The organism is Fructobacillus durionis, assembly GCF_900112405.1.
GTDB lineage: Bacteria > Bacillota > Bacilli > Lactobacillales > Lactobacillaceae > Fructobacillus > Fructobacillus durionis.
This window is the reverse complement of sequence record NZ_FOLI01000001.1, coordinates 84317-110420: the sequence shown is the minus strand read 5'-3', so window position 1 is coordinate 110420 and position 26104 is coordinate 84317. Positions and strand designations below refer to the sequence as shown.

Genomic DNA, 26104 nt, shown 5'->3' with positions numbered 1-26104 from the left:
TCTTAAGGTTTCTTCTTGCCTCTAGTTTAACACGATTTCCATTATTGGACAGTTAAACTATCAAAAAAGTTGGTGTCGGTCTAGACATCTAGAAACATTCTAGCATCCAAATCAGCACCAACTCGACTTTTTAAGCTTCAGCAATCAATTCCTTGGCCTTATCCAAAGCAGCTGGAATCTGGGCTTGGTCCTTACCACCGGCTTGCGCCATGTCAGGACGTCCACCACCGCCACCACCAACGATTGGGGCAATGGCCTTGACGATGTCACCGGCCTTGACGCCAGCGCCATTTGCTGTCTTATCGGCAGCGACCAACAAGTTGACCTTTTCACCAATGGCAGCAGCCAAAATCAAGACGTTTGAAGCGCCCTTATCACGCCAGGCATCTGCCATTTGACGCAAACCAGAAGCGTTTTCAACCTGAACGGAAGCAGCCACGACAGACAAACCGTTAATATCTGCTGGATTCTGCCAAAGTTCAGCGGCCTGCAAGGCAGCCATTTGAGCTTGCAAGGCACCCATCTGTGTCTTAGCTTCCTTCAATTCGGCAGCCAAGTCAGCCACACGGTCTGAAACAGCCAAGAGGTTTGGCACCTTCAAGTTCTTGGCAATGGTTTGCAAAGTCTGTTCTTCGGCTTCAAAGTCCGTCAAAGCTGGCAATGATGTCATTGCTTCGATACGGCGAATACCAGCAGCAACACCTGATTCAGAAGTAATCTTGAAGAGGTTCAATTCTGCTGTGGATGCCGCGTGGGTACCACCATCGAATTCACGGTTGTAATCCCCAATTGAAACGATACGAACCGTGTCACCATACTTATCATCAAAGACGGCAACGGCGCCAAGCTTCTTCGCATCTTCAATGGACATTTCTTCCCAAGTAATTGGCAAGTTACGCTGAATTTGACGGTTTACTTCGTCTTGAACTCGGTTCAAAGTGGCCTGATCGACAGGTCCTTCGTGGTTAAAGTCAAAGCGCAAGTATTCTGGTTCAACCAACGAACCAGCCTGGTGGACATCCCCACCAATCACGTTACGCAAGGCTTGGTCAAGCAAGTGAGTAGCCGTGTGGTTCAATGAAACGGCGTGGTGACGTTCCATATCGACGGCAAGGTCAACAACCTGTCCAACTTGAACATCGTCAGCCAATTCCACTTCGTGGATGTTTTGACCGTTTGGTCCAGCCTGCACATCACGTACTTCGGCAACGATATCACCGTTTTCGTCCTTCACCGTACCAAAGTCGGCCACCTGGCCACCCATTTCTGCATAGAATGGTGTTTGGTCAAAGACCAACCAAGCAGTAGCGCCGGCTTTAGCTGAATCCGTGTTCACGGCTACGCCAGAATCGTCATGGGCGATGATGGCCACAATCTTTGCCCCATCAACGGCCGTCTTTGACCAACCAACGTACTTAGAATCAACTGTCAAATCAGTCAAAGCAGCGTTTTGAACACCCATGGCGTGTTCCTTACCACGGGCAGCACGGGCACGGTCCTTTTGCTCTTGGAGGGCTTTCTTGAAGCCTTCCATATCAACCGTCATACCCATGTCAGCAGCTTGTTCGGCCGTTAATTCAACTGGGAAGCCATAGGTATCAGACAACTTAAAGGCGTCTTCACCAGAGATTTCCTTTGAGCCAGCAGCCTTAGCTGCTTCAACGAACTGATCAAACATGGCCAAGCCAGCCTTCAAAGTCTTGTTAAAGCGCTTTTCTTCGGCCGTCATGATGGATTCAATCAAGCTTTCCTTTTCCTTCAACTCTGGGTAGAAGGCGTCAAGCGTTCCTACCATAGAAGGAACAATCTTGGCCAAGAAGTTTCCTTGGATGCCCAACTTTTGACCGTGCAAAACGGCACGACGAAGCAAACGTCGGATAACATAGCCACGCCCTTCGTTAGAAGGCTTAGCACCATCTGAGATGGCAAAGGCAACGGCACGGACGTGGTCGGCAATAACCTTGAAGGAAACGTTGTCTTCCGTGTCCTTTGTTTCATCGTACTTCTTACCATCAGTCAATGGTTCGATTGCGTGGATAATTGGCAAGAAGAGGTCTGTATCAAAGTTCGTACGACCGTTCTGGAAAACAGAAACCAACCGTTCGAGCCCCATCCCCGTATCAATGTTTTTATGAGGAAGTTCTGGGTAAGTGCTGTTGTCCGTCAATCCAGGCAAGTGGTTAAACTGTGAGAAAACGATGTTCCAGATTTCCAAGTAACGTTCGTTTTCACCACCTGGATACATTTCAGGGTCATCGGCTGGCAAGTCCGCAAAGGCTTCACCACGGTCGTAGAAAATTTCTGAATCGGGACCTGAAGGGCCTTCACCGATATCCCAGAAGTTATCTTCCACTTCGTAGATGTGACCATCTGGCAAGTCTGTCTTTTCCCAGATTGCCTTTGATTCCTGATCCTTAGGGTAAACCGTCACATACAACTTTTCCTTGTCCAAACCATACCATTCAGGTGACGTTAACAATTCCCAGGCCCAAGGAATAACTTCTTCCTTGAAGTAATCACCGATTGAGAAGTTTCCCATCATTTCAAATAATGTATGGTGGCGGGCCGTCTTACCAACGTTTTCGATATCGTTAGTACGGATTGCCTTTTGGGCGTTAGTTAAACGAGGCTTTGGTGGCACAACTGAACCATCAAAGTACTTCTTCAAAGTAGCAACCCCTGAGTTAATCCACAACAAAGATGGATCGTTGTCAGGAATTAGTGACTTAGAAGGGACCACCAAGTGGTCCTTTGATGCGAAGAAATCCAAGAACATTTGTCGGATTTCTGCTGATGATAATTCTTTCATAGACAGCTCCTTTTTAAAACAATAGAAAAAGCCATCACAAAGAGCGGACGCGTGACCGTGGTACCACCGCTGTTTGTAATGACTGTTAAAGTCTTACCTCAAACCTTGTAACGCCAGGAAAGCGCCCTTGCGGGCTTGCAATTGGGAGCACAGAAAATGGCCGCCTAACCCTTTTCACCAACCAGGGTCTCGCTTAAAGGCTTGTCATTACTGCATGACCAATCAATACTGCCATTATAGCATAAGAGCGCCGACGTCAACCATTTAAAGCAACAAAAAAGTCGGCCGAGGCCGACTTTAATAAATACATTACTTTGAGTTCTTGGCACCGTAGAAGGCATAAACCAAAAGGCCAAGAAGGAACCAAACACCAGCGTAAATCTGTGCTTGTGTGTCCAATGTGTAGAAGATGTATCCTGCACCAAGTGCTGCCAATGCTGGCAAAACTGGGTAAAGAGGCATCTTGAAACCAGGAACTGGTAAGTCCTTTCCTTCACGTGGACGCAAGGCGTAGATACCAAGTGACACAATCATGAAGGCAATCAACGTTCCAGCAGAGATCAAGTCAGCCAATTCAGTAAATGAGAAGACCGAGCCAATCAAGATGGCGATGACAGTCAATGTCAGCAAAGCGTTGCTTGGTTGTCCCTTTTCAGAAACCTTACCCAAGAAGCTTGGCAACAAACCATCACGTCCAAAGGCGTAAAGCAAACGTGAACCGGCCAACATCATTCCAATCAAACCGGTAAACATACCAGCCAGTGAAACTACTGACAGGATGTGTGAAGTCCAAGTGTGACCAGATTCAAGAAGGGCCCAGGCAGCAGGCGCCGCATTGTTTGCGTAACGGCTGTAGTGGAACATACCAACAAGAACCATTGAAACAGTCACAAAGAGTGCTGTGGCAATCAAAAGGGACCCAATGATTCCACGTGGCATCGTCTTTTGTGGGTTCTTTGCTTCGGCTGAGTTAGCAGCAATTGAATCGAAACCAATGTAGGCCAAGAAGATTTGTGACGCACCAGCAGCAATTCCTTGCCAGCCACCGAAGGTTGTTCCTTCAACGTGGGCTGGAATAAAGTGGGCGTAGTTGCTTGGCTGGATAGCCGTTGCCCCAACGATGATGAAGAGGATGATAACGGCAACCTTCAAAACAACCAAAGTATTTTCAACGCGGGCTGTATTCTTCGTTCCACGGAACAAAAGAGTCGTCACTGTCAAAATGGCTAACAAAGCAAAGAGGTCAACGATTCCCCCATTACCACCAGCCAATGGATTAGCTAAGGCATTTGGCAAAGTCCAGCCGAATGAAGACAAGAAGAGCTTAAAGTTAGCTGACCAACCCGCTGCAACGAAGGCAACGGCGATAAAGTATTCAGCCAAAAGTGCCCAACCGGCAACCCAACCAAAGACTTTTCCGAAAACAACGGAAGCCCAAGAGTAAACAGAACCTGCAAATGGCAAGACAGAAGCAAATTCAGCGTAGGCAAAGGCCGTCAAGCCAGACACCACGGCTGCAATCAAGAATGAAATCGTCACGGCTGCACCAGCGTGCGTTGCGGCAACAATACCAGGCAAAGTAAAAATGGCGGCACCAACAATGGTTCCAACACCCAAAGCGAGCATTTCTTTTACGCCAAGCGTCTTATTCAGATGCTTATCTGATTGTTCAAAGGCGCTTGGATCAGCTTTTTTTAGCCAAGCACCCTTTTGCTTTTCTTCTGTCATAATCTCCCTCAGTTCTTTCTAATAAACTTCTTAGAATATTACCAGTATTTCCGGCAGGTGTCAATTTCTCTCACGTAAAAATTTTAATAAATATAAAAAAAGTCAAATCTTTCGATCTGACTTTTGATAAATTATTCAGCTGGTTCTTCGTAGTCAACTGTATCGTTAACCTTCTTAGCACGCTTGAAGTGCTTTGTAATCAAATGTGAACCCTTACCCCAGGCGTAGAATGCCAAGGATACAAAGGCAACCATCACGAAGTCCCATGGGTAGTGAACCCAACCAACACCGTTAAATTCAACTGAACCGATGTATGATTCAATTGACAAAACGATAAGGTATGAAAGCAACCAGAATGAACCCTTCAATTGCTTCTTCGTCTTTTCCCAAGTGAAGCCCTGCTTCCACTCATAGTAGAAGTAGAATGGCAAACCAAGGATGATAATCAAGATAACTTCAATGGTTGTTGGCCACATTGCCCAGTACGTAGCAAGTGATGCCAAGATAAAGGCCAATGGTGCCATCCACTTCATTGACTTTGACTTAAATGGACGCGTGAAGTTTGGTGCCATTTCACGAAGTGACATAACCGTAACTGGTCCAGTCATGTAAGCAATCAATGTCGCCGTTGAAATAACAGCGGCCAAAGTTGCCCATGAACGGAACAAGGAAACCATGATCATTGAAAGAATAGCATCAGTTAGCATGGCCATACGTGGGATACCGTACTTCTTGTTAATCTTACCAATGAATTGTGGGATGTGCTTGTCTGAAGCCATCGCCGCCAAAACACGACCAGTTGAAGCGGCGAAAGAAACACCGGTTCCAAATGGTGAAATAAAAGCATCCGTATAAAGCAAGATAGACAACCAGTTCAAACCAACCAAAATGGCCAAATCAGCGAATGGTGATTGGAAATCAATACCGTGCCAACCGAACTTTGCAATTTCTGAAGGTTCGATAGCCGTGATGAAAGTCGACTGAATCAAGATGTACAAGATTGTCGCAATTCCAAGTGAAATCACAATTCCACGTGAGATATCCTTCGTAGGATCTTTCACTTCAGAACCAAAGTTAATGATGGTCTGGAAGGCGTTGAAGGAGAAGATGATACCAGAAACAGTCGTTGCCGCAAAGATTGGGGCTGAACCGTATGGCATGAATTCATGCATGTTTGACCCGTAGTTTGATGGGTGGAACGATGCAATCGTCAACATGATAATCGTCAACAATGGTACCCCCAACTTGAAGAAGGAGATAAATGACGTAAAGCGTGTCAGCAATGTCACTGACCAGTAGTTCAATAATGTAAAGATGGCAATGAAGGCAAAGACAACCAACAAACCAGGTGTGGTGATTGAACCACCCTCTAAGAAATGGTGTGTCCAGTTCGCCCATGACCAAGGCCATGTTGCCATATACTGAACGGCAGCAACCGCTTCAATAGGAATCAAGGTAATCAAAGACACCCAGTTGGCCCATGAAGCAATGAAGCCGAGCAGTGAACCGTGCGTATACTGAGCGAACTTTGACATTCCCCCAGACTGTGGAAACATCGTTCCCAATTCAACGTACGTATAGGCAATGACACCGATAACCACGGCACCAATTACCCAAGAAATGATAGCCGCTGGTCCAGCCACACGGGTTGCTTCCCAGGAACCGAACAACCATCCGGAACCAATCAAAGAACCTAACCCAAGCAGAACCAGCTGCAATAAACCAATTTTATTAGATTTCATAATAACCTTTCGTCTCTTTTCAAAGTGACCACTCGTAAGTAATCATCCGATGGTCACTATTTTACCAGAAACATTTTTAAATGCAAAATTCATTTTGCATTTTCTAACGGCAAGCAAAAAGCCACCGCCTTAGCGGTGGCTTTGGTCTTAGACTAAGACCGCCGTTAAAATCAAAATAACAATCAAACCAGTAACGGAGATAACTGTCTCCAAAACCGTCCAGATTTGGAAAGTCTGCTTCACTGATAAGTCGAAGAATTCCTTGAAAATCCAGAATCCAGCATCGTTAACGTGAGAAGCAATCAATGAGCCGGCACCGATAGCCAAGGCAACCAATACCAAGAGCAAGTCCCCGTGTGGGTTGGCTAGCAAGATACCGTTCACGACACCAACGGCTGTGATACCGGCAACTGTAGCTGAACCAACAGCAATACGAAGCAATGAGGCAACTGCCCAAGCAAAGAGGACAATGGCAATTGGTGACATTGAACCAGATGACTGGAAGAGATCGGCAATCTTATCTGACATTCCTGAGGTAACAAGAACACCACGAAGGGCTCCACCACCACCAACAATCAACAAGATTCCTGAAACGGCGTTCATTCCTTCGTTCAATGAAGCACCAACTGTCTTCATATCACGCTTTTGCATGATCCCCATTGTGAAGATGGCCAAAATCAAAGAAATAGTCATGGCAATGGCTGGGTTAGCCAAGAAATCAATCACTTGGTAAACAGAATCAGGGTTCTTAGGGGTCTTACCACCCGTTACAACCAACTTGTAGATGGTTGCGATAATCATAAAGATCAATGGGAAAACAGAAGTCAAAACAGACAAGCCAAATGATGGCGTCTTGTCCAAGTCATATTCCTTAACATCCCCAACCGCTTCGATATGTTCCTTAAATTGGAAAGCATCCGGTGCGTACTTCTGGGCCAACTTAGTAAATACAGGACCAGCAACAACGGCTGTAATCACTGATACGAAAAGACCAACCAAAAGCATCAAACCAATGTTAGCATTCAACTGTGAAGCAACCGCTGTAGGAGCTGGTTGTGGGGGCAAGAAACCTTGTGCAGATGACAAGGCAGCAGTCATTGAGATACCCAAGTATAGCAATGGCACACCGGCTTCGATAGCAACCGCAAAGACGATTGGAATCAACAGCACCATACCAACACCGAAGATCATTGAAATTCCAATGATGAATGAAGCCAACAAAACGGCCCACTGCAAGCGCTTCAAACCGAACCAAGAAATCAAAGTCTTGGCGATTCGGTAAGAACCTCCAGCATCAGCAACCAAACGTCCAATCATTCCTCCGAAGATGAAGATGACGGCGTTTGAACCAAGGATGTTTCCCATTCCCTGGTTACCCAAAACAGCGTTTGGGATTTTAGATGGGTTCATACCCAAGAGCAAAGCCAATACAATCGCTGTAATGACCAATGAAACGAATGTGTTCAATTTGAATTTGGTGATCAAGACCAACAAAAGCAAAATGGACAGAATTAACATGATAAATTCCATGGTATTTGTTTAGGGCTGAAAAGCCCCACTCCCTTATTTCTCTTCAGCCGGACGCGTGTGCTTACGCTGATAGTCGGCAATGTTATCATACTCCGTCTGCAATTGACGTGAGAGGCGAATGAAAATAGGTGCCAATTCACGGTAGGCTTCGAAGTTTTCAGGATCAGGTTGGTAAGTGTTGGACTTACCGATGTACTTGGAAATTTCGTACAAATCGTCAATTTGGCCGAGTGCCTTTTGAGCAACAATCACCGCTGCCAAAGCCCCTGATTCAAAGGCTTGTGGAACAGTCACTGGTTGTTCAAAGATATCAGCAAACATTTGACGCCAAAGTGGTGAGCGGGCAAAACCACCAGTTGCTTGAATTGACTTCAAGGAACCAACCACTTCTTCCAGTGCCAATGACACCATGTAAACGTTAAAGGTAATTCCTTCAAGGACGGCACGGAGCATGTTTGCACGGGTGTGAGAATGGTTCAAACCGAAGAATGAACCACGGGCGTTCGCGTCCCAAATAGGCGCACGTTCCCCACCCAAGTATGGGTGGAAGAGCAAGCCATCAGATCCCGCAGGAATCTTTGAGGCAATTTCAGTCATCAAATCGTAAGCGTCTTGACCAAGCAAGGCAGCCGTTGACTTTTCAGCATCAAAGAGATTGTCGCGGGCCCAACGGAAGACGTCCCCACCGTTGTTAACTGGTCCACCAACAACCCAGTGGTCCTTATCCAAGGCGTAAGTAAATGTACGGCCCTTTGGATCGATAACTGGCTTATCTGAAACAACACGGATGGCACCAGAAGTACCAATCGTGATGGCAGCGACACCTGGTTGAACCGCGTCAACACCAAGGTTTGACAATGGTCCATCACCGGCACCGTAGACAAATGGCACATCATCAGGCAAGCCAATAACTGCGGCTAATTCCTTGTTCATGCCAGTTTCATATTCATAGGGTGAAACAGGTTCAGGCAACTGATCCTTTGTCAAACCAGTCACTTCCAAGGCCTGCTTATCCCAATCGAGTTCAAAGATGTTAAAGAGGCCGGTTCCAGATGCAATGGAAATATCCATCTTGTTAGAACCGAACAAACGGTGGAACAAATATTCCTTAATTCCAAGGTAGTGAGCAGCCTTTTCATAGATAGCTGTCTGGTCGTTTTTCAACCAGAGCATCTTTGACAAAGGCGCCATTGGGTGAATTGGTGTTCCGGTCTTTTGGTAAATTTCCCTTCCCAAACCAGATGACTTCAATTCATCCGTATACTTAACAGCACGAGTGTCTGCCCAAGTAATAACACGCGTTAATGGTTGCCAATCCTTATCAAAAGCAATCAAAGAGTGCATAGCTGATGAGAATGACACGGCTTTAATCGTGTTTCCCTTACTTAATTCAGCCTTTCGTACAACCTCTCCCAGCGCATTGGTAAAGGCAACAAAAATTTCGTCCAAGTCCTCTTCCGCCATATCAGTTGTTTCCCGGTAAAGGGGGTAGCCGAAGTTAGCTTGTGCAGCGACTTGGTTTTGATCGTCGAACAGAACTGCCTTAGTGGACGTTGTCCCCAAGTCAATTCCAATCATATAGTCCATGTTATGTCTCCATCTTTACTTATCTATAAGATAAAATGTCGGTACAGCATATTATTCTAAACTGTGATACATGTTACGACCACACAAAAAGCCCCCAGCATTAGGGAGCTTAGTGCAGGTTTCTTCGAATGCTTACTTAGCAGAGTCCATTGCGTGACCACCGAAGCCGTTACGCAAAGCAGAAACAACCTTTCCAGAGAAAGTGTCTTCTTGCAATGAACGGTAACGCATAGCAAGTGACAAGTAGATAACTGGTGCTGGAACTTCCAAATCAAGTGATTCTTCAACAGTCCACTTACCTTCACCAGATGAGTGCATGCGACCAGAAATTGCTGACAACTTAGGATCCTTAGCAAATTGTTCTTCGATCAATTCCATCAACCATGAACGAACAACTGAACCGTGGTTCCAAAGCTTAGCAACAGCTTCGTAATCGTAATCGAATTGTGAGGCTTCCAAAACTTCGAAACCTTCGGCGATGGCTTGCATCATACCGTATTCGATACCGTTGTGGACCATCTTCAAGTAGTGACCTGATCCCAAACGACCTGTGTACAAGTAACCGTCTTCTTGGGCGATTGACTTGAACAATGGTTCGATTTCCTTCCATGCGGCTTCGCTGTCTCCACCGATCATGAAGTTTCCACCGTTACGTGCACCGGCCATTCCACCAGATGTACCAGCATCGAACAAGTTGATACCAGCAGCAGTGGTACGCTTGTTTTGTTCAAGATTATCCTTGTAGTTTGAGTTTCCACCATCAATGATGATGTCGCCCTTTTCCATCTTTTCAATCAAAGTATCGATGGTTGAGTTAGTTGGCTTTCCAGCTGGAACCATAACCCAAACAACCTTAGGTGATGGCAACTTTGAAAGCATGTCGTCAAGTGAGTTAACACCTTCAACCTTGTCTGAGTAAGCATCAGCTTCTGCAACAAAGTCCTTGTTCAAGTCAAATGCGACAACTTCGTGGCCGTTATCGACAGCGTTCTTAACCAAGTTAAGACCCATCTTTCCAAGACCAATCATGGCAAACTTCATGTGTATTACCTCTTTTATAATTTCATCTTTTATACTACAAGTTTATTATATGAAAATATTTTTCAGAACACAAGTAATAATTGAAAATAAGTTTCATATTCGGTATAGTTAGTTTAACAAAGGACCGTACTATTTATGAAAGAAAGCAAAGCACAGGCCATCTTCACCCGCTTGGGGCAAGAGCCAAACAACTATAATCAAACCGAGCAAAAACTCGTTTCCTACATTATTAGTAATATGTCCGAGGCTTCACAGGATACCATTCAATCAATGGCTGAAAAGTCCTCCGTTTCGACTGCATCCATTTCACGTTTTGTTAAGAAAATTGGTTTTGACTCCTACCGTGACTTTTCCGTCAGCCTCGCCACTTACCAACGCAGTAAGCCCCCCGTCGATTTATTCGGAGAAATTACCGACGACGACAACACGAAAGAAATTACTCGTAAAGTCTTTTCGGGTGCACAAAACGCCCTCACCATGACACTCGATTCCCTATCCGTTTCAAAACTAGACCACGCTCTCGATTGGATTATCTCAGCAAAGCGCGTTGGTTTCTTTGGAATTGGGGGTTCTTCGATTGTCGCCTTTAACGCTTACCACAAGTTTTTACGTACCCCAATTGATGTCATTTCCCACCAGGACTACGATATTCAACTGATGCAGGCCGTTAAGCTAACGCCACAGGATACGGCGGTTGTTATTTCCCATTCAGGTCGAAACGACGACACCCTCTTCCTGGCTCAAAAGTTAAAAGAACACCACGTTCCTTTCATCGCCATCACCTCTTTTCCGGATTCACCCTTAGCAAAGATGGCCGATATCGCTCTTTTCTCACTAGCTGAAGAGGTCAATTACCGTTCCGAATCAATGTCATCATTGATTGCGCAACTAACGATTGTCGACACGCTTTTCACTCTTGCCGGATCCAAATTGCCAAAGGCAACCCAATCAGTTGTTGATACAATGCGTAATGTCATTGAAGGAACACGACGGCAATCTTAATCTAATAAATAAAAAGAGCATTCTGCATTTAGAATGCTCTTTTTATTTATCATGAATCACGACATCATCGATTCATGATGATTATGATGATTATGATGATTCAAATCATCTAAAATATATCGATACAATACATGCAAACGCACGATACAATTTGTCGTCATTACAACTACAAATAAAACGGATAAAATGGCTAGAACCGGTATTAAACCTGTTTCCCAGCCAAAATGCCAATATAAAATATCCTTAAAAAATTTAGTCATGATCATAATCCTCTATTTGCTCTAACCAATCATTTTCATGATTTGTCATAACTGTTAGATAAACAGATGAAATTGCTGGAACAACCAAAAGAATGACGCCAGAAAGTCCTCCCGTCAAAGCCCAACTTATCAATACCAACGCAAGCACAAACAGTAAGGTCCCTTGATTCATAAAAAAGCTCTGCCAGAATCCATAATTATCATTAAATTTGGGTGTTACAACAAATTTTGCTTTCCCAGTAAACAAATACTTCATTGATGCCGCAACTGTCGTATAGTAGACTGATCCATACAGTAGCATGCTAGATAACAAGTACTTGAACTGTTTTAAAATGCTAGGTTCAAATTTCGCCTGATGAATAATATCATTTAACATTGGCGAAAAATAAAAAAGGAACGTTGGAATTAACAGCCAAATTGAATAGCTAGGTCTTACCCCTAATAATGGCATGATTAAAATATTGGTTACTAAAAATAAAGAAAATAAATATGTTAATGGTAGGTTGAACACAAAAAGTAGAATGTCCAATTTTTGAAACCAATCTAACTCTGTACTTTTAAATATTTTCCAAAAGTAATTCTTGATAAATTCAAGACTTCCACCAACCCATTTATGTTGACGCTTTAAAAAGGCTGGATAATCAACAGGAAACTGCTCTTCACAAATAATGCTCTTAGCAAAGCGAACATGATAGCCCTTGAAAACCGATTCCATTGTAAAAGCTATGTCTTCTGAAACAATCTCTGGAAAGCCATCAGCGGCTCGGTAACAAGCCTTACTAATTAAGGCACCATGGCCAAGAAAAGATAAAAAAACCATAGAGTTCCTTTTCACTCTGATAGGTAGCCCAATGGGCATCAACACCTCGAAAAAATCGTTTCATAAAACGGTTTTCATTTCTCGTACTAACGTGATTTCCTTGTAAAATGCCCAGCTTTTCATCCTCCATGAAAAACATAATTGATTCCTCAATGAAATTATTAGGAATAATTTCGTCGCTATCCAATAATACAAAGTAATCCCAATTATCATACTTTTTTAAAAAATGATTGATATTCCCAGCTTTAAATCCCAGATGTTTACTTCTCCGAATAACGTCGGTTTTTTCATGCTTCTCTCTAAAAGCATCAATTTTTTGCTGGTAAGTAAAATCTGTTGAATCATCCAAAATATAAGTATGGGTGTTCGGATAGGTCTGATTCATACAGGTATCCAAAGCATCCGGTATAAAATCATTACAAGTTACATAAATCAAAGCAACTTTTGGTTGTTCTTTCAATAGTCTCTGCCGGTGTGAAAAATCATGAATTGTTGTATATTCCCAGACTGTTCGACTTTTTCCAAAGACATAGCGATAAAAAATATAGAATAAATCCTTCATACCATTGATCCAGAAATAAGAAATAACAATTAAATCAAATAATAAAAAGACACTAGCATACCATCTTGATTGATGTAAGGCATCCCTAAGAACTGCCGGAACACTCACAAATAGTAGAAATCCCCATGCCACAACAACCATAATATATAAAGTTGGACTTTTTTCAGGTAATTTTTGTTTATGAACAATCACAATTAATCCTCCTTAAAATTACAATTATTTATTTTCATAATACCCCTTCCTTCCAAACAAAATGGAGCTTTCATCATCTTGTATCATTTCCGAAATCAAGGAGTAATCTACCATTACCCTTTATTTCATAAGGGTAGCAACAGAAACCTTTAGGAAATAAAAAAAGCCCACTACGGTATGCCAACGCACACCCTAGTGAGCTCTTCACTTAATCACAACATATTCTATATGACTCAATCAACTATCAAATCTTATCTTCTGCTTTCTTCTCACGTGCTTCATGTGACGAAAGGTCAAATTCTGATTGCTTTTCCAGACGTTCTTCCTGGCGCTTCTCGCCCTCTACCTGGTTGGCATCTTCTGCTTCAAATTCATGATTCTTATTCATAAGTCTTATCCCTCGTATTCTTTCTTTTCAGCTTCAAAAGCCTCATTATCATAACGAGCATCTTTATGCTTGGCATGTTCAAGCGACTCACTGTGTTTTTCATGCTTCTCAGCCACATGATTCAACGCAGCTTTCTCTTGGGCATTCGTAAATGATTGACGATCTTCTTTTAGTCCATCGCGTTTGCTTGTCATTTTCGTACTCCCTTCTTCTTTATCTTCATCTTAACACTCGCTATATAGAATTCAAGAGCCGTTCTAAATAAAAAGAACAGCCATCGTTGGCTGTTCTTTCAGGAAAAATCATTCCTGATTAATCTTCTTTTTTCACCATGGCAATGGCCTGGTTCATCAACATGTCAATGGCAACGTAGTTTCCGCCACCTTCTGGCACAATGATATCAGCATAACGCTTGGTTGGCTCAACAAACTGGTTGTGCATTGGCTTAACCGTCGCTGTATATTGTTCGATTACGCCCTCAACCGTACGACCACGTTCATGGGTATCACGTTGCAAACGACGAATAAAACGAATGTCATCGTCAGTGTCAACATAGACTTTTAAGTCCATCAAATCACGAACACGCTCATCGTTGAAAAGCAAAACACCATCAACAATAATCACATCACCAGGTTCCACGTGTGTGGTTTCCTTTGAACGCGTGTGTTCTGCATAGTCATAAACCGGCGTATCGATGGATTGGTGACGAATCAACTTCTTCAAATCCGAAACAAAAAGGTCCGTTTCAATTGAATCTGGATGGTCATAATTCGTCTTCATCCGTTCTTCCATTGGCTTTTCGGACTGATCCTTATAATAAACATCCTGCTGAAGCAAAATTGGGTTATTATCCGCCAAACGAGTAATCAAAGCCTTGGAAACAGTGGTTTTTCCCGAACCAGAACCACCTGTAATTCCAATTAAAAAAGGTTTCTTTGCCAAAATAGCCTCCACAATGAACTAAATGTATGCATCCTGCCTGTTTTTTCTTATCCCAACTATTTTACGAGAGAAAGAATACAAAAGCTAGTAAAAAAGTCGGTCAAAAACCGACTTTTGTATTTATTCTTTTGTTGTCTTAATACGGCTTGCCAAAAGGTAACCAGTCAAAGGTACCAATACAAACCAAGCAGCAGTCAAGTTCAATGAATTACCATAGCTGTGATCACCGTGGAAGAATCCAATCAAGATTCCAGCAATAAGAATTGACAAGGCACCAATCAACTGACGCATAGTCGTGATAATGGCAGTACCGTGTGAAATCAAGTTCTTTGGCAAGGCGTTTGAAGCGGCCGTTACGGCAGGCATCATGATAAAGGCGTTTCCACCCTCAAGCAACATGGCGCCAGCAATGGCCAAAATCAAGAACTTTGTTCCAAAGATGGCGAGCGTCAAGTAACCGGCCAACATCATTGTTGAACCAATCAAAACCAAAGGACGCAAACCGATTTGTCCAAGTAAGCGACCCGACTTAGGGTTCAAGTATGATAGGAAGGCAGCGGCTGGAATCATCAAAAGTCCAGACCACAATGGTGCTAAGCCAAAGACTTTTTGGAAGTACAAAGGCATGATTACTGTGGCAGTGATCAAACCTGAATAAGACATTCCGGTCAAAAGCATGGCTGGCAAGTATCCCTGGTGCTCAAAGACACGCAAGTCCAAGAATGGGTTATCCTGCTTCAATTGGCGAACGACAAAGATGACCAAGAGGATAACCGATACGGCCAAAGTCGCAGCCAAACCAACTGACCAGCCCTTCGCCGGCAAGATGGAAACCGTGTACAAGATTCCAGCAAATCCAATCAACAAGAAGGATGACAAAAAGTCAAAGTTACGCTTGTTCATTGGGTGGGTGTTTTCAATTTGTCCCTGCATGAAGATGCTCAAGACAAGTAACACAATGAAGAAGAAGGCGAAAAGTACACGCCAGGTTCCAAATTGCAAAACAATTCCAGAAACGATTGGTCCCACTGCCAAAGCAGAAGACATCACTAGTCCAACCGCACCCATGGCAATTCCACGCCGTTCTTCAGGCGTGTTTTCCATGATGACGGACTGGTAAGTTGGGAAGAGCGCTCCAACGGCCACCCCTTCCAACAAACGGCCAACAACAACACCCAAAAAGTTTGGCGTTACCATGGCAATTGCCGTTCCCACTAGGAAAACCGCAATAATCAAATTTAACAACTTCTTCATATGAAGATTATCTAACAACCATGGCGAAACTGGCATTACCAAAGTCATGGCCACCATAAACCCTGATGTTACCCACTGAACCGCAGCGGCATCAATACCGAACTGCTTCATCAAAATTGGGTAGGCCGTTGTCATTGTCGACTGTGAAATTGACATCGTAAATGACGTAAGCAAAAGCATCAAGGAGAATGGTGATAGTGAACGAATATTTTTCAAAATACTTTCCTCCAAATTAATCCTTTAAATATTTTAAGCGACAAAGGAGCAAAAGGCAATTAAATTGTTATCATTCTAAATAAAAAGGCCTGAATTGGATTCAGACCTTTAAAAATAATTTATTTTGTTGAAGAACGGTTAACCATCGTATAGGGAAGCAAGATTTGCTCCTCGCCGAGGTCCTGCTTATCCATTAGTTTTGTTAACATTCGCATGGCAACGGCCCCGATATCATACTTTGGCTGGTCAATGGATGAAAGTTCTGGACGAGCAACTAGCGTAAAGGTGGTGTTATTGGCTGATACAATTTCAAAGTCATCCGGTACCTTTAGGCCCTCATCCTGCAAACCATTCAAGACACCTAAGGCCACTTCATCATCGTAAACCAGTGCGGCGTTCGCATCCGCATCGCGAATGACTTTGGCAAGCCTTACCCCATCTTGATATGAACGAGCGCCAGGGAAGATTAACTCCTCATCTAGCTTCTTTCCAGCCTTTAGCAGTGCGGCCTCATAGCCTGCGCGTCGATAATCAACATCAATGGCACGGTCAGCTGAACCCGTTACTAACGCAACCCGGTCATAACCCGATTCAAGAAAGCGTGCTGTCACTTCTGAAAAGGCCATCTTATAGTCAATATTAACGGATGGTAGTTGCTGATCCTTATCAACTGACCCTGCAAGTACGACAGGAATGCCTGTTGCGCGGATAGCTGTCAGCACTTTGTCAGACAACTGACTTCCCATGAAAATCAATCCGTCAATTTGCTTATCAGCCAAATTTCGGATAGCAGTTAATGCTCGTTCTGGATCATCATCCGTATTGGTTAACAAGACATCGTACTGGTACATGTGGGCAACATCATCGATTCCACGGGTCAACTCCGAGAAAAAGAGGTTGGTCATATCTGGCATGACAACCCCGACCGTAGTCGTCTTTTTTGAGGCTAGTCCACGAGCAACGGCGTTTGGTCGGTAGCCCAATTCCTTGATTGCAGCTAAGACCTTATCACGGGTTGCTGGCCGAACGTTTTCAGATCCGTTGACCACTCGTGAAACGGTCGCAAGAGAAACACCAACTGCTGCTGCGACATCATAAATTGTGGCGTTCTTCTTTTCTTCAACCATTTCAAAACCTCTTTTGTAAGCGCTTAATTCCGCCATTTATCATAGCACAATAAAAGACCTAGTCGCAAACGATTAGGTCTTGTCAATCTCTTATTCAATCACAAGGATTTTCATTTCTCTTCGACTTGCGCTTTATCCCCTTTTTTGTACTGTAGGTACAAAATAGCAACGAGGCAAAGGTTTGACACAATGAACAAAGCGGTCGCTAGGACAAGTGTCATCCGAATCGATAAATCAATCTGTGACGTCCAGAGAAATAGACTTGGAAAGGCCAATAAGTTCAAAAAGGCCCAGAGAATTTTTAGCCAAGTGTATGACATGTTCTTTTCATCCTTCTAATTACTATGACTTACTAAATGCAAACGCCCACGACAGCGTCCGCAGCGGTAACGCCTCGTGTCCACCCGGCGCACCCGATCAAATTCATGGCCATTTTCACACAGATAATGGTACTTTTTCTTGACTGTTCGACCCGCCCCAATATCTGGCGCATAACGACTACCGCCAACCTGGGCTAACAGTCCTTTAAAATCTTGATTAGCATGCTGGTAGCCCCGCCCTGCCCGGTGCAAGTGGTAGTGACAGAGTTCGTGCTTAATAATTGCGTCAAAGTCGTCCCGGTCCGCCATCTTTGGATTGAAGTCCAAATGATGATCAGAGAGGTGGTAACGGCCACCTGTTGTTTGCAAACGGGAATTAAAAACAGCCTGATGCTCAAAGGGCCGGTCAAAGGCAGAAAGGGACACCTGCTCAACCCGCTTTTGTAAAGCAACTTGTTCAGGAGCCCCTATTTTCTTTTGCCAGGTTGTATTTGTTTTCACAGGCCGTGTAGACTTTTTTAAAAAGTTACTTACCCTGATGCTCATAAACGTAATCCGACACCTTATTTAGAGTTGTCAATGAATCCAGCTCTTCGTCTGGAATTTCAATGTCAAATTCATCCTCAACTTCGACAACTAGTTCAACGACGTCGATAGAATCGGCACCGATTTCTTTAACAAAGTCGTGGTCGCCCTCGATTTTGTCCTTCGAAACTTCAAAACGCTTTGCTACTTCGCATTCTAGTTTCTCGTAAATCTGTTCCCTCGATAAGGCCATTGTTCTCTCCTCAAGCTTAATCAAATCGAATCTATACTACCATAAAAAACCGAGCTTGCGAACTTTATTTTGCAGATTTCTTAACCTTCAACTTATCAGCATTTTCCTTGATGAAAGCAGCCGTCTTACCAGCCAAATCTTCTTGAACCATTGTTTGAATCTGGCCCATTGAATTAGCAACTGCATCAGCCTTAGCAGAACCGTGAGTCTTCACAACTGGCGCCTTAACACCAAGGACAACCGCACCACCCTTTTCATTGAAGTCCAACTTGCTCTTCAATGACTTGAAGGCTGGCTTTAAGAGCAAAGCACCCAAGATTCCACGAAGACCAGATGACTTAATCGATTGCTTCAACTGGTCCAACATGGTCAAAGCCGTTCCTTCGATAGCCTTCAAAGTGGCGTTTCCAGAGAATCCGTCCGCAACAACCACGTCAGCCGTTCCATCCATGATTTCGCGTGCTTCAACGTTTCCCAAGAAGTTGAAGGCATCCGTATCCTTCATCAATTGGTGAGCGGCCTTATGCACTTCATCACCCTTATCTTCTTCACCACCGTTGTTCAACAAACGAACACGTGGGTTTGAAATACCAAGAACGGATTCCGCATAAAAAGAACCTAAGATACCATATTGGTACAAGTGAGATGGCTTGTTTTCAGCATTGGCGCCCAAGTCCATGAAGACAAAGTCATCATGTTGTCCACCAAAGCTTGGGAAAGCAGAGGCCAAGGCTGGACGCTCTACACCACGCATACGGCCAACAATAAAGATGGCTGAAGCCAAGATTGCCCCAGTGTTTCCAGCAGAAAAGAAAGCATCCGCTTCCCCATTTTTAACAGCAGTCGCTGCACGAACCATTGAAGAATCTGGCTTGTTCTTCATTGCCTTCACGGGTTCTTCACCCATTTCGATTTCATCAGTCGTTGCAATCAACGTGATGCGGTCTGACTTTTGAATAAGAGGCTTAACCTTTGATTCCGTACCATAGAGTTGGAATTCCAATTCTGGGTAACGATCACGGGCCATTTCAACACCCTTTACAATTTCATCAGGGGCAAAGTCCCCACCCATGGCATCAATGGCAATCTTAATCACAGCAATTCTCCTTTAAATGTATCTACGTTCAATAATCATTATTTTAGCGATAGCACTTTGCTATCTTTTTTCAATTAAATAACAATATTTAATCAAAATGGCGGTAAGCAGCCATTGTCGTCGATAACTTATCGACCAAGGCCTGATTATCCACCTCTTGTTCCCAGTCGGGCTGTCGAACAAGTTTCAACGCTTCTTCCTGGGCAATCGTCAACATGGTCAAATCCTTAACCGGGTCCCCGACTTTGAAGTCCGGCATTCCCGACTGCTTGGTTCCCAAAATATCACCAGAACCACGCAACTCCAAATCACGTTGGGCTAATTCAAAACCATCTGTCGTTTGCACCAAGGCGGCCAAGCGTTCCTTCCCGTAGTCGGTCTTCGGATCGGCCAGCAGAACCGTGTAGGACTGTCGGTCTCCTCGACCAACACGTCCACGGAGTTGATGGAGCTGGGCCAGGCCAAAACGGTCAGCATCTAATATTAACATAATCGAAGCGTTTGGCACATCGACCCCAACTTCAATCACGGTCGTTGCAACCAAAACTTGCACGTCGTTATTAGCAAAACCGGCCATTAAGACGTCCTTGTCTTCCTTTGGCAAACGGCCATGCAAAAGTCCCACCGTATAGTCTGGCAAAGCTTCTTGTAACTCTTGGTAGACCGCTGTCACGTTTTGCACATCCAATGTTTCGGACTCTTCAATCAAGGGCGTCACCACGTAGGCCTGGGCCCCCTTAGCCAACTCCGCTCTCAATAAATCAATGGCTTGATCATACTGACGGTTTGAAAGTTGGCTGGTAATGATTGGCTTACGGCCGGCTGGCAATTCATCAATAATGGAAACTTCCATTTCACCATAAGCCGTAATGGCCAAGGTTCTTGGAATTGGCGTTGCCGTCATCGCTAGGATATCCGGGTTCACACCCCCTTCACGAAGTTTGGCACGTTGCTTCACACCGAAACGGTGCTGCTCGTCAATGACTGCCACACCAAGGTGGTGGAAGTAAACGCCGTCTTGCACCAGGGCATGGGTTCCAACAACAATGTCGATATCACCCGATTCGAGGTCCTCTAAAATTTGTCGGCGTTGCGCCGCCTTCAAGCCCGATGTCAGCAGTTCCACCCGCAGGTGGATACCAGCAGACTCAAATAACTTGGCTAAGCCTTTCGCATGCTGCTGAGCCAGAATTTCAGTTGGCGCCATGATAGCTCCCTGGGCACCAGCGGTTACCGCAGCGTACATGGCAATGGCGGCCACCACCGTTTTACCAGAACCAACATCTCCCTGCAACAAGCGGTTCATGTGCTGGGGCGCTGCCTGGTCGGCTAAAATTTCATCAACCACCCGCTGCTGAGCACCGGTCAACTGAAAAGGTAGGGACTGAATAAAGTCCGCAACCTGTTTTTTATCATAATTCAGTGCTTCCCCTAAAAAGCGCTGATCCGCCTGCTTAATCAGTTGCAAACGCATTTGAAAGAGGAAAAACTCCTCAAAGGCAGCCGAACGACGACCAGCCTTGGATTCGACTTTATCCTTTGGAAAGTGAGAGTACTCAACTTGTTGGTTCTTGTCGAGCAGGCGGTACTTTTCACGAAGAGCCGTTGGCACCAGGTTAGGCAAGCTCCCTCGCAGCTGTCCCCAAGCTTGTTCCACTAGCTCTGCAATTGTCTTAGCCTTAATAGCCTTTGACACTGGATAAATTGGCGCAAGACCGTCAATGGAAGCAGGTACCAATTTAATCGCCGTCAAAGCCGCCTTCGCCGCGTTATAAGTGCCGTATACCGCTACCTCTTGACCGACTTCTAAGTTTTTAGCAATCCAAGGTTGGTTGAAAAAAGTCACCCGAACGTTTTCACGGTCAACGAGCAGTCCAATCGCCGTTTGTGACCTTTTCCCATAACGGCGGACAACGGCTGGTGTGGATATCACACCCTTAAAGGTGACCTTTTCCCCATCCAGAGTTTCGGATGGCAGGCGCTCGCCTAAATCGTCATAACGGTAAGGATAGTAGGACAGCAAATCATCAATGGTAAAAATACCTAAGTCTTGCAAGGCCTGCTCGCGCTTGGGTCCAACGCCTGATAAGGCACTGACTTTATCGGTTAATGTTAACGGCATCCTACTTTCCTCCCATCTCAATAAGCATTATTTTACCACCTGCCTAATTGAAAAGAAAAGCAGACAAAAAAGCAGTACGAAAACGTGCTGCTTTTTCAATAAAAAATAATTTTAGTGAACGTAAATCGTCACAATCGTTACCAATCCGAAGAACACACCTGGAATATTTGAGATGATGATTGGCCAATCCTTATAAGTCTTCAACCAACCATAACCCGTCCAAAGGGTCGCGTTAATCATCGCAACGGCAGGCTGCACAGGGTTAACAGGGTTCCCAGAGAAGTTTGACATAATTTGTGGAATGTAAGAAACGTACATCAAGATACAAGTAGCCGTGGCCACCTTTGAAAAGAGCTTCAACATCTTGATTCGCTTAGCATCAACTGGTTTCTTATCTTTCGGATCAACGTAGTTATCAACACGCATTCCCATGAATTCATTCTCCTATTCTATTACTCGCTTGAATAATTTAAAGATATTATAACATACTTATTAGAGTTATTACTTTTTCCAAAAGGAATTTGTGCATTTTTTATCTTGATAAATGCTTTTTATAAAGGCGATGTATTCTTATAATTAACAATTTTGTGTTTTTTTGAACATTTTATATTCTAAAAAACGATAAATTTAAGCTTTTTCATTAGAATTTAGTCCACTATTTCTAAGAAAGTGTCTTTTTACTGCAGATATTTATCACAAAGTCGTCTACTTTTGTTATCCTTTAAGTAATAAAACATTAATTTTATATTGATAAAAGGAGAAACTTTTATGATTAGTAAAGAAGAACGAGCACACGACTTTGCAATGATGATTACCAAGCTAGCTGTTCAAGCGCGTATCGACATGGCCAAGAAGAACGACAGTGACACAAGCATTGACGGTGAACGTGCCATGTTCGCCTACATCGATGCCTACAAGCAAACTTTGGAACACTTGGACGACTAAAGTGAATCGCTATTATTTTAAGAAGGCCGCATGGCCTTCTTTTTTAGTACCGTCAGATTATGTTACATTGAATGAAGCATCAAAAAACGTGCAGCAGTCTGAACCACGCTAAAAGCTGTTAGGAGAAGTATTTTGGAAAGTAAATTTGGTCGCAACTCATTCTTTGATGGTGGATTAGCTTCTTACATCGGTTGGCGAATTCTTGGCTTTATTATCACTATCTGTACACTAGGCATTCTTTATCCCCTTGCCTTAGTTTGGATTTACGGTTGGAAGATTAACCATACCGTTGTCGAAGGTCGCCGCCTTCGATTCCATGGAACTGCCAGCGGACTATTTGGTAACTGGATCAAGTGGCTTTTCTTTATGATTATCACAATCGGTATTTACGGATTCTGGGTGACCATCAAGTTGGAAGATTGGAAAGTCAAGAACACGACTTTTGCTAACTAACACCATGCCCCCACCGGGCGTACATATTTGTCTCATTGCGTTACAATGAAAGAAAAGACAAAACTTCAAGACTAAATCATAGCCTTCTTAACCACCCATCTAAGAGGTCATTTTATGAAAAAGTTATATCACGCAGTTGTAGGGCTGCTAGCACTCATCTCAATATCATTAGCGGGACTGGATATTGCAGGTCTGATTTCAATTTATTAAGCACCGTTTTTCCTGATTGATCGACTCATCCTACTTTTCTTCTGGATTGACTACATTGTCCGATTCACACAAACCAAAAATAAGTGGGCCTTTTTCAAAGCCAATATCTTCGATTTATTAGCCATTATTCCCTTCGACGCCTTCTTTACGCTATTCCGTATTTCACGAGCAAATAAAATTTTGAAACTACTACGTTTCGTCCGTATTATCGGCTTTAGCGTCCAGTTCAAAAGGAACATCGATAAGTTCCTCAATACTAACGGTTTCATCTATTTGATGACCTTTACACTTGTATTGATTATGATTTCAGCCGGCATCTACGCGTTGGCCGAAGATACGAACTTTGGTAATGCCCTCTGGTGGCCCGTTGTCACAGTGACAACAGTGGGTTACGGTGATATCTCTCCTAAGACCGAAGTCGGACGCAGCATCGCCATTGTTCTCATGTTTCTGGGCATCGGGCTGATTGGAACCATTCCAGTACGGTAACCTCCTTCTTCACCCAGCAGCAGGAAGATAAAACCATTGATGAACTGCGAAACCGTTTAAATAAGATTGATGCAAAGTTGGATGAAATTAATAAGAAGAAGTAAGAATGTATTTGAGAGTACCGAGGCGCTCTTTTTTATTGGAACAAAAAAAGGCCACCTTCCAGGAATCCTAGAAAATGGCCGAAAAGGTGGTAACCGGAATCGAACCGGTGATCAGGGTGTTGCAGACCCATGCCTTACCGCTTGGCTATACCACCATCAAGCGTTTAACAACGCTTATGATTATAAAGAAATTTTCTGACTTTTTCAAGCAATTAAAAGCGAATAAATGAAAAGGTTCACTTATCCTAGCTTGTTGTCGAGAAGAACCTGCTGCATTTCCTTTTGAATCTCTTCCGGCTTCACCCATTCATCAAAGTGGTCGGCTTCAATTGGCAACTGCTCGTAGGTTTTGTTTAGATATTCTTCCACCTTTAGCAAGTGGGATGAACGGGGCACGTTCATCTTTAAAATACGAACCATCTTAATAAAGCCGTGGTCAGCAGCGTACTCGGCGCGGGAGTTCTCCGTGACATTACCTAGTTCGTAGTAGATACTACCGTCGTTTCGAGTGATTTCTTCAATAAGACTAAAGGTCTGATTCATTTAAAATACCTCTTCCTTCCTTATGGAAAGCATGTTCAACAAAGAAAATCGCCACTTTGATTGAGCACATAATACCAATCATTCCCAGGAGCATCGTGACGACTTCAAAGATTAAGAGCTTTCCGTTCATGAATTCAGCTGCAGAATAGTGCAAACGGAAGAACCAAACGAGAAGTGGAATATTAGCCCCTAACATTCCAAAGAACAAGGTGTTAATCGCCGTCCCAAGAATCTGTGAACCAATGGTTGTACCCTGAGCTTTCAAATTATCCAAAGTAATGTCTGGCGTTCGCTCCACCACTTCAAAGAGATCGGCAGTTACCGCCATGGCCGCTTCCGCAATCGCTCCAAGGGCTGAAATGACCATGACGATAATGGCCAGGTTTGAAAAGTCAATTCCGACCGCTAAGGACAATCCCTCCAACTCATCTGAGTTCTCCAAGGTGTATCCCTGTAGATGTCCCAGATGCTGTGCCAAATAGGCTGAGACCATAATGAGCAGCAGCACGAGGACCGAAGTCTTCCAAGTAATGGCCAGGACTTTCTGACGGCCAGCTGAAAGATAAATAGCCACCGATAAGATGAGAACCGCCATAATGGGCAGAACAACCATTGGCGTAAAGCCCCAGTTAACCAGAGTAATCAATAAGAAAATCAAAATACAGTTTAAGAAGAGGCCTAAGAAAGTTAAGGCACCCTGCCTACCACCAACGAACAGCAACGAAATCAAAAGTAGCAGAATTAAAACAAAAATCCCATTCATTTTGCTGTCTCCTTTCGCGTCAAAAGCGTCGCCGTTAAGAAGGCCGTGACCGGTACCGCCCAGACGATTCCAAGAGCAGAAACCACGGTCTGTAGAATACCAAGGTTCATCGTTTGATCCAAAATGTAAGACCAATTATTACCGTTACGGAGCATTAAGACAACCATCGGAATGGTTTCGGCAATGAAAATCATGAACAAGACGTTGGTCAATGTTCCTAAAATTTCACGTCCCACGGATAGGCCGGCCTGCCAATAGTCTGAGAAAGAACGGTCGGCAGATTCACGTTGTAATCCGAAGAGTCCGGCAACAATATCCCCGGATTCATCCATGACAGCACCCAGCACCCCAATCACAGCTTGGGCATAGAAGACGGGTTGCGGTACCTGGGTGACATAGGACATGGTTTCAAAGTGCACACCGGTCGCCCCGGTTAAAGCAATCACGATGGCCATGGCCAAGAGTGCCAATAATGTGGCAATCACTGTTGCTAACCAGGTTATCCAAGCCTGTAGACCGTGCCCCAAGACAAAGTACAACGCTAGGCCAGAAAGGACCACAGCCAAAACCGAAAAGACCGGTAGCACTGGAAGTGCGCGAGCCGAAGCATCCCAGATAATCGTTAGGATGAATAAGCCAGCGTTTACGATGATTGATAGGCCTAAGAAAGAGAACTTTCGTCGACTCATCGAGAAGTAGAGTCCCGAGAATAAGAAACCTAACAAAGCAAAGAGCAAGGAATCCCGCTTCGGCATATCCACCTGGTAGCCAGAGGAGGTCTTGTGTAGCAAAATCTGATCAAAAACATGGTATTGATCAGATTCGGCATGCGAGGCGTAGTAGTCGTTTTTAATCGTAACGGTTTGGCCAGAACGGTTCAGAAGCTTTACGGTCAGCTTCTGTGTGTAAGAACGGTCTTCATTTTCATGTTCATCCGTTGATTCATCGGATGCCACCGTCTTAACAGCGGTCACCTGCCCCACTGGTTGCTTGTAGCAAAAGCTATCCAAACGACCCAGAAAAAAGCAGGCCAATGTAATCGCTGCAATAAGGAGTATTTTTCGCCAATGTTTTGTCATGA

General features: G+C 44.0%; 26 protein-coding genes and 1 tRNA gene. 4 read left to right on the top strand and 23 right to left on the bottom strand.

The window, feature by feature from the left end; all coding sequences use genetic code 11:
• Nucleotides 1–130: 130 nt before the first annotated feature.
• The 6 genes from alaS to gnd all read right to left on the bottom strand — a co-directional run bounded on the left by alaS (nt 131) and on the right by gnd (nt 10437).
• A complete protein-coding gene (gene alaS / locus BMZ93_RS00550; protein WP_091501139.1) occupies nt 131–2809 on the bottom strand; it encodes an alanine--tRNA ligase in 2679 nt (892 codons plus the stop codon).
• Between the two features lie 309 nt (nt 2810–3118).
• Entirely contained in the window at nt 3119–4537 is a 1419-nt protein-coding gene (locus BMZ93_RS00545; RefSeq protein ID WP_091501138.1) for an APC family permease, read from the bottom strand.
• Nucleotides 4538–4668: 131 nt separating this feature from the next.
• Entirely contained in the window at nt 4669–6279 is a 1611-nt protein-coding gene (locus tag BMZ93_RS00540) for an APC family permease (protein WP_091501136.1), read from the bottom strand.
• Nucleotides 6280–6426: 147 nt separating this feature from the next.
• Complete coding sequence (locus BMZ93_RS00535) at nt 6427–7809, bottom strand: gluconate:H+ symporter (protein ID WP_091501134.1); 1383 nt, start codon at nt 7807–7809, stop codon at nt 6427–6429.
• Between the two features lie 33 nt (nt 7810–7842).
• The gene (gene gntK, locus BMZ93_RS00530; RefSeq protein ID WP_091501133.1) at nt 7843–9396 is read right to left on the bottom strand and encodes a gluconokinase; all 1554 of its coding nucleotides are present in this window, start codon (nt 9394–9396) and stop codon (nt 7843–7845) included.
• Between the two features lie 132 nt (nt 9397–9528).
• Nucleotides 9529–10437, bottom strand: a complete 909-nt coding sequence (gene gnd, locus BMZ93_RS00525) for a phosphogluconate dehydrogenase (NAD(+)-dependent, decarboxylating) (protein ID WP_091501131.1) — start codon at nt 10435–10437, stop codon at nt 9529–9531.
• Between the two features lie 135 nt (nt 10438–10572).
• Between gnd and BMZ93_RS00520 the strand changes: the two genes are divergently transcribed.
• Nucleotides 10573–11439 carry a MurR/RpiR family transcriptional regulator gene (locus tag BMZ93_RS00520; protein WP_091501130.1) on the top strand — a complete coding sequence of 289 codons (867 nt, stop codon included), beginning with the start codon at nt 10573–10575 and terminating at the stop codon, nt 11437–11439.
• Between the two features lie 252 nt (nt 11440–11691).
• On the opposite strand, the gene BMZ93_RS00515 is transcribed toward BMZ93_RS00520, so the two are convergent.
• The 13 genes from BMZ93_RS00515 to BMZ93_RS00460 all read right to left on the bottom strand — a co-directional run bounded on the left by BMZ93_RS00515 (nt 11692) and on the right by BMZ93_RS00460 (nt 21942).
• Entirely contained in the window at nt 11692–12519 is an 828-nt protein-coding gene (locus tag BMZ93_RS00515) for a glycosyltransferase family 2 protein (protein ID WP_159427766.1), read from the bottom strand.
• Nucleotides 12479–13273, bottom strand: a complete 795-nt coding sequence (locus BMZ93_RS00510) for a glycosyltransferase (protein WP_091501126.1) — start codon at nt 13271–13273, stop codon at nt 12479–12481. Before BMZ93_RS00510 ends, BMZ93_RS00515 begins: the two co-directional genes overlap by 41 nt.
• Nucleotides 13274–13517: 244 nt before the next feature.
• Nucleotides 13518–13661, bottom strand: a complete 144-nt coding sequence (locus BMZ93_RS06555) for a hypothetical protein (protein WP_159427765.1) — start codon at nt 13659–13661, stop codon at nt 13518–13520.
• 5 nt (nt 13662–13666) lie between these two features.
• On the bottom strand, nt 13667–13855 hold the full coding sequence (locus BMZ93_RS00505; protein ID WP_091501124.1) for a hypothetical protein: 189 nt from the start codon (nt 13853–13855) through the stop codon (nt 13667–13669).
• A gap of 118 nt (nt 13856–13973) precedes the next feature.
• Nucleotides 13974–14603, bottom strand: coding sequence for a uridine kinase (gene udk, locus BMZ93_RS00500; RefSeq protein WP_091501122.1), 630 nt, complete (start codon nt 14601–14603; stop codon nt 13974–13976).
• 120 nt (nt 14604–14723) lie between these two features.
• Nucleotides 14724–16076 carry an MFS transporter gene (locus tag BMZ93_RS00495; protein ID WP_091501907.1) on the bottom strand — a complete coding sequence of 451 codons (1353 nt, stop codon included), beginning with the start codon at nt 16074–16076 and terminating at the stop codon, nt 14724–14726.
• Between the two features lie 116 nt (nt 16077–16192).
• Nucleotides 16193–17200 (bottom strand): substrate-binding domain-containing protein, encoded by a 1008-nt coding sequence (locus tag BMZ93_RS00490; protein WP_091501120.1) that lies wholly within the window; start codon nt 17198–17200, stop codon nt 16193–16195.
• Between the two features lie 110 nt (nt 17201–17310).
• A complete protein-coding gene (locus BMZ93_RS00485; protein WP_091501119.1) occupies nt 17311–17520 on the bottom strand; it encodes a hypothetical protein in 210 nt (69 codons plus the stop codon).
• Nucleotides 17521–17535: 15 nt separating this feature from the next.
• Complete coding sequence (locus BMZ93_RS00480; protein ID WP_244269325.1) at nt 17536–18021, bottom strand: SprT family protein; 486 nt, start codon at nt 18019–18021, stop codon at nt 17536–17538.
• Between the two features lie 25 nt (nt 18022–18046).
• Complete coding sequence (gene acpP / locus BMZ93_RS00475; protein ID WP_091501116.1) at nt 18047–18298, bottom strand: acyl carrier protein; 252 nt, start codon at nt 18296–18298, stop codon at nt 18047–18049.
• Between the two features lie 64 nt (nt 18299–18362).
• Nucleotides 18363–19391, bottom strand: coding sequence for a phosphate acyltransferase PlsX (plsX, locus tag BMZ93_RS00470; protein ID WP_091501905.1), 1029 nt, complete (start codon nt 19389–19391; stop codon nt 18363–18365).
• 91 nt (nt 19392–19482) lie between these two features.
• Nucleotides 19483–21516 (bottom strand): ATP-dependent DNA helicase RecG, encoded by a 2034-nt coding sequence (recG, locus tag BMZ93_RS00465; RefSeq protein WP_091501114.1) that lies wholly within the window; start codon nt 21514–21516, stop codon nt 19483–19485.
• A gap of 111 nt (nt 21517–21627) precedes the next feature.
• Nucleotides 21628–21942: a SemiSWEET family transporter gene (locus BMZ93_RS00460; protein WP_091501903.1), complete on the bottom strand. Its 315-nt coding sequence runs from the start codon at nt 21940–21942 to the stop codon at nt 21628–21630.
• A gap of 342 nt (nt 21943–22284) precedes the next feature.
• On the opposite strand from BMZ93_RS00460, the gene BMZ93_RS06550 reads away from it, so the two are divergent.
• The 3 genes from BMZ93_RS06550 (at nt 22285) to BMZ93_RS00450 (ending at nt 23613) form a co-directional block, all read left to right on the top strand.
• Nucleotides 22285–22461, top strand: a complete 177-nt coding sequence (locus tag BMZ93_RS06550) for a hypothetical protein (protein ID WP_159427764.1) — start codon at nt 22285–22287, stop codon at nt 22459–22461.
• A gap of 132 nt (nt 22462–22593) precedes the next feature.
• Nucleotides 22594–22914 carry a YjgN family protein gene (locus tag BMZ93_RS00455; RefSeq protein ID WP_091501112.1) on the top strand — a complete coding sequence of 107 codons (321 nt, stop codon included), beginning with the start codon at nt 22594–22596 and terminating at the stop codon, nt 22912–22914.
• Between the two features lie 222 nt (nt 22915–23136).
• Entirely contained in the window at nt 23137–23613 is a 477-nt protein-coding gene (locus BMZ93_RS00450) for a potassium channel family protein (RefSeq protein ID WP_342027617.1), read from the top strand.
• Between the two features lie 188 nt (nt 23614–23801).
• Here the strand turns inward: BMZ93_RS00450 and BMZ93_RS00445 are convergent.
• The 4 genes from BMZ93_RS00445 to BMZ93_RS00430 form a co-directional block, all read right to left on the bottom strand.
• Nucleotides 23802–23872 (bottom strand) — tRNA-Cys (locus BMZ93_RS00445).
• 85 nt (nt 23873–23957) lie between these two features.
• Nucleotides 23958–24260 (bottom strand): hypothetical protein, encoded by a 303-nt coding sequence (locus BMZ93_RS00440; RefSeq protein WP_091501110.1) that lies wholly within the window; start codon nt 24258–24260, stop codon nt 23958–23960.
• On the bottom strand, nt 24244–25023 hold the full coding sequence (locus BMZ93_RS00435) for a YibE/F family protein (protein WP_091501108.1): 780 nt from the start codon (nt 25021–25023) through the stop codon (nt 24244–24246). Before BMZ93_RS00435 ends, BMZ93_RS00440 begins: the two co-directional genes overlap by 17 nt.
• A complete protein-coding gene (locus BMZ93_RS00430) occupies nt 25020–26102 on the bottom strand; it encodes a YibE/F family protein (protein ID WP_091501106.1) in 1083 nt (360 codons plus the stop codon). The genes BMZ93_RS00435 and BMZ93_RS00430 overlap by 4 nt, the downstream gene beginning before the upstream one ends.
• Nucleotides 26103–26104: the final 2 nt, after the last annotated feature.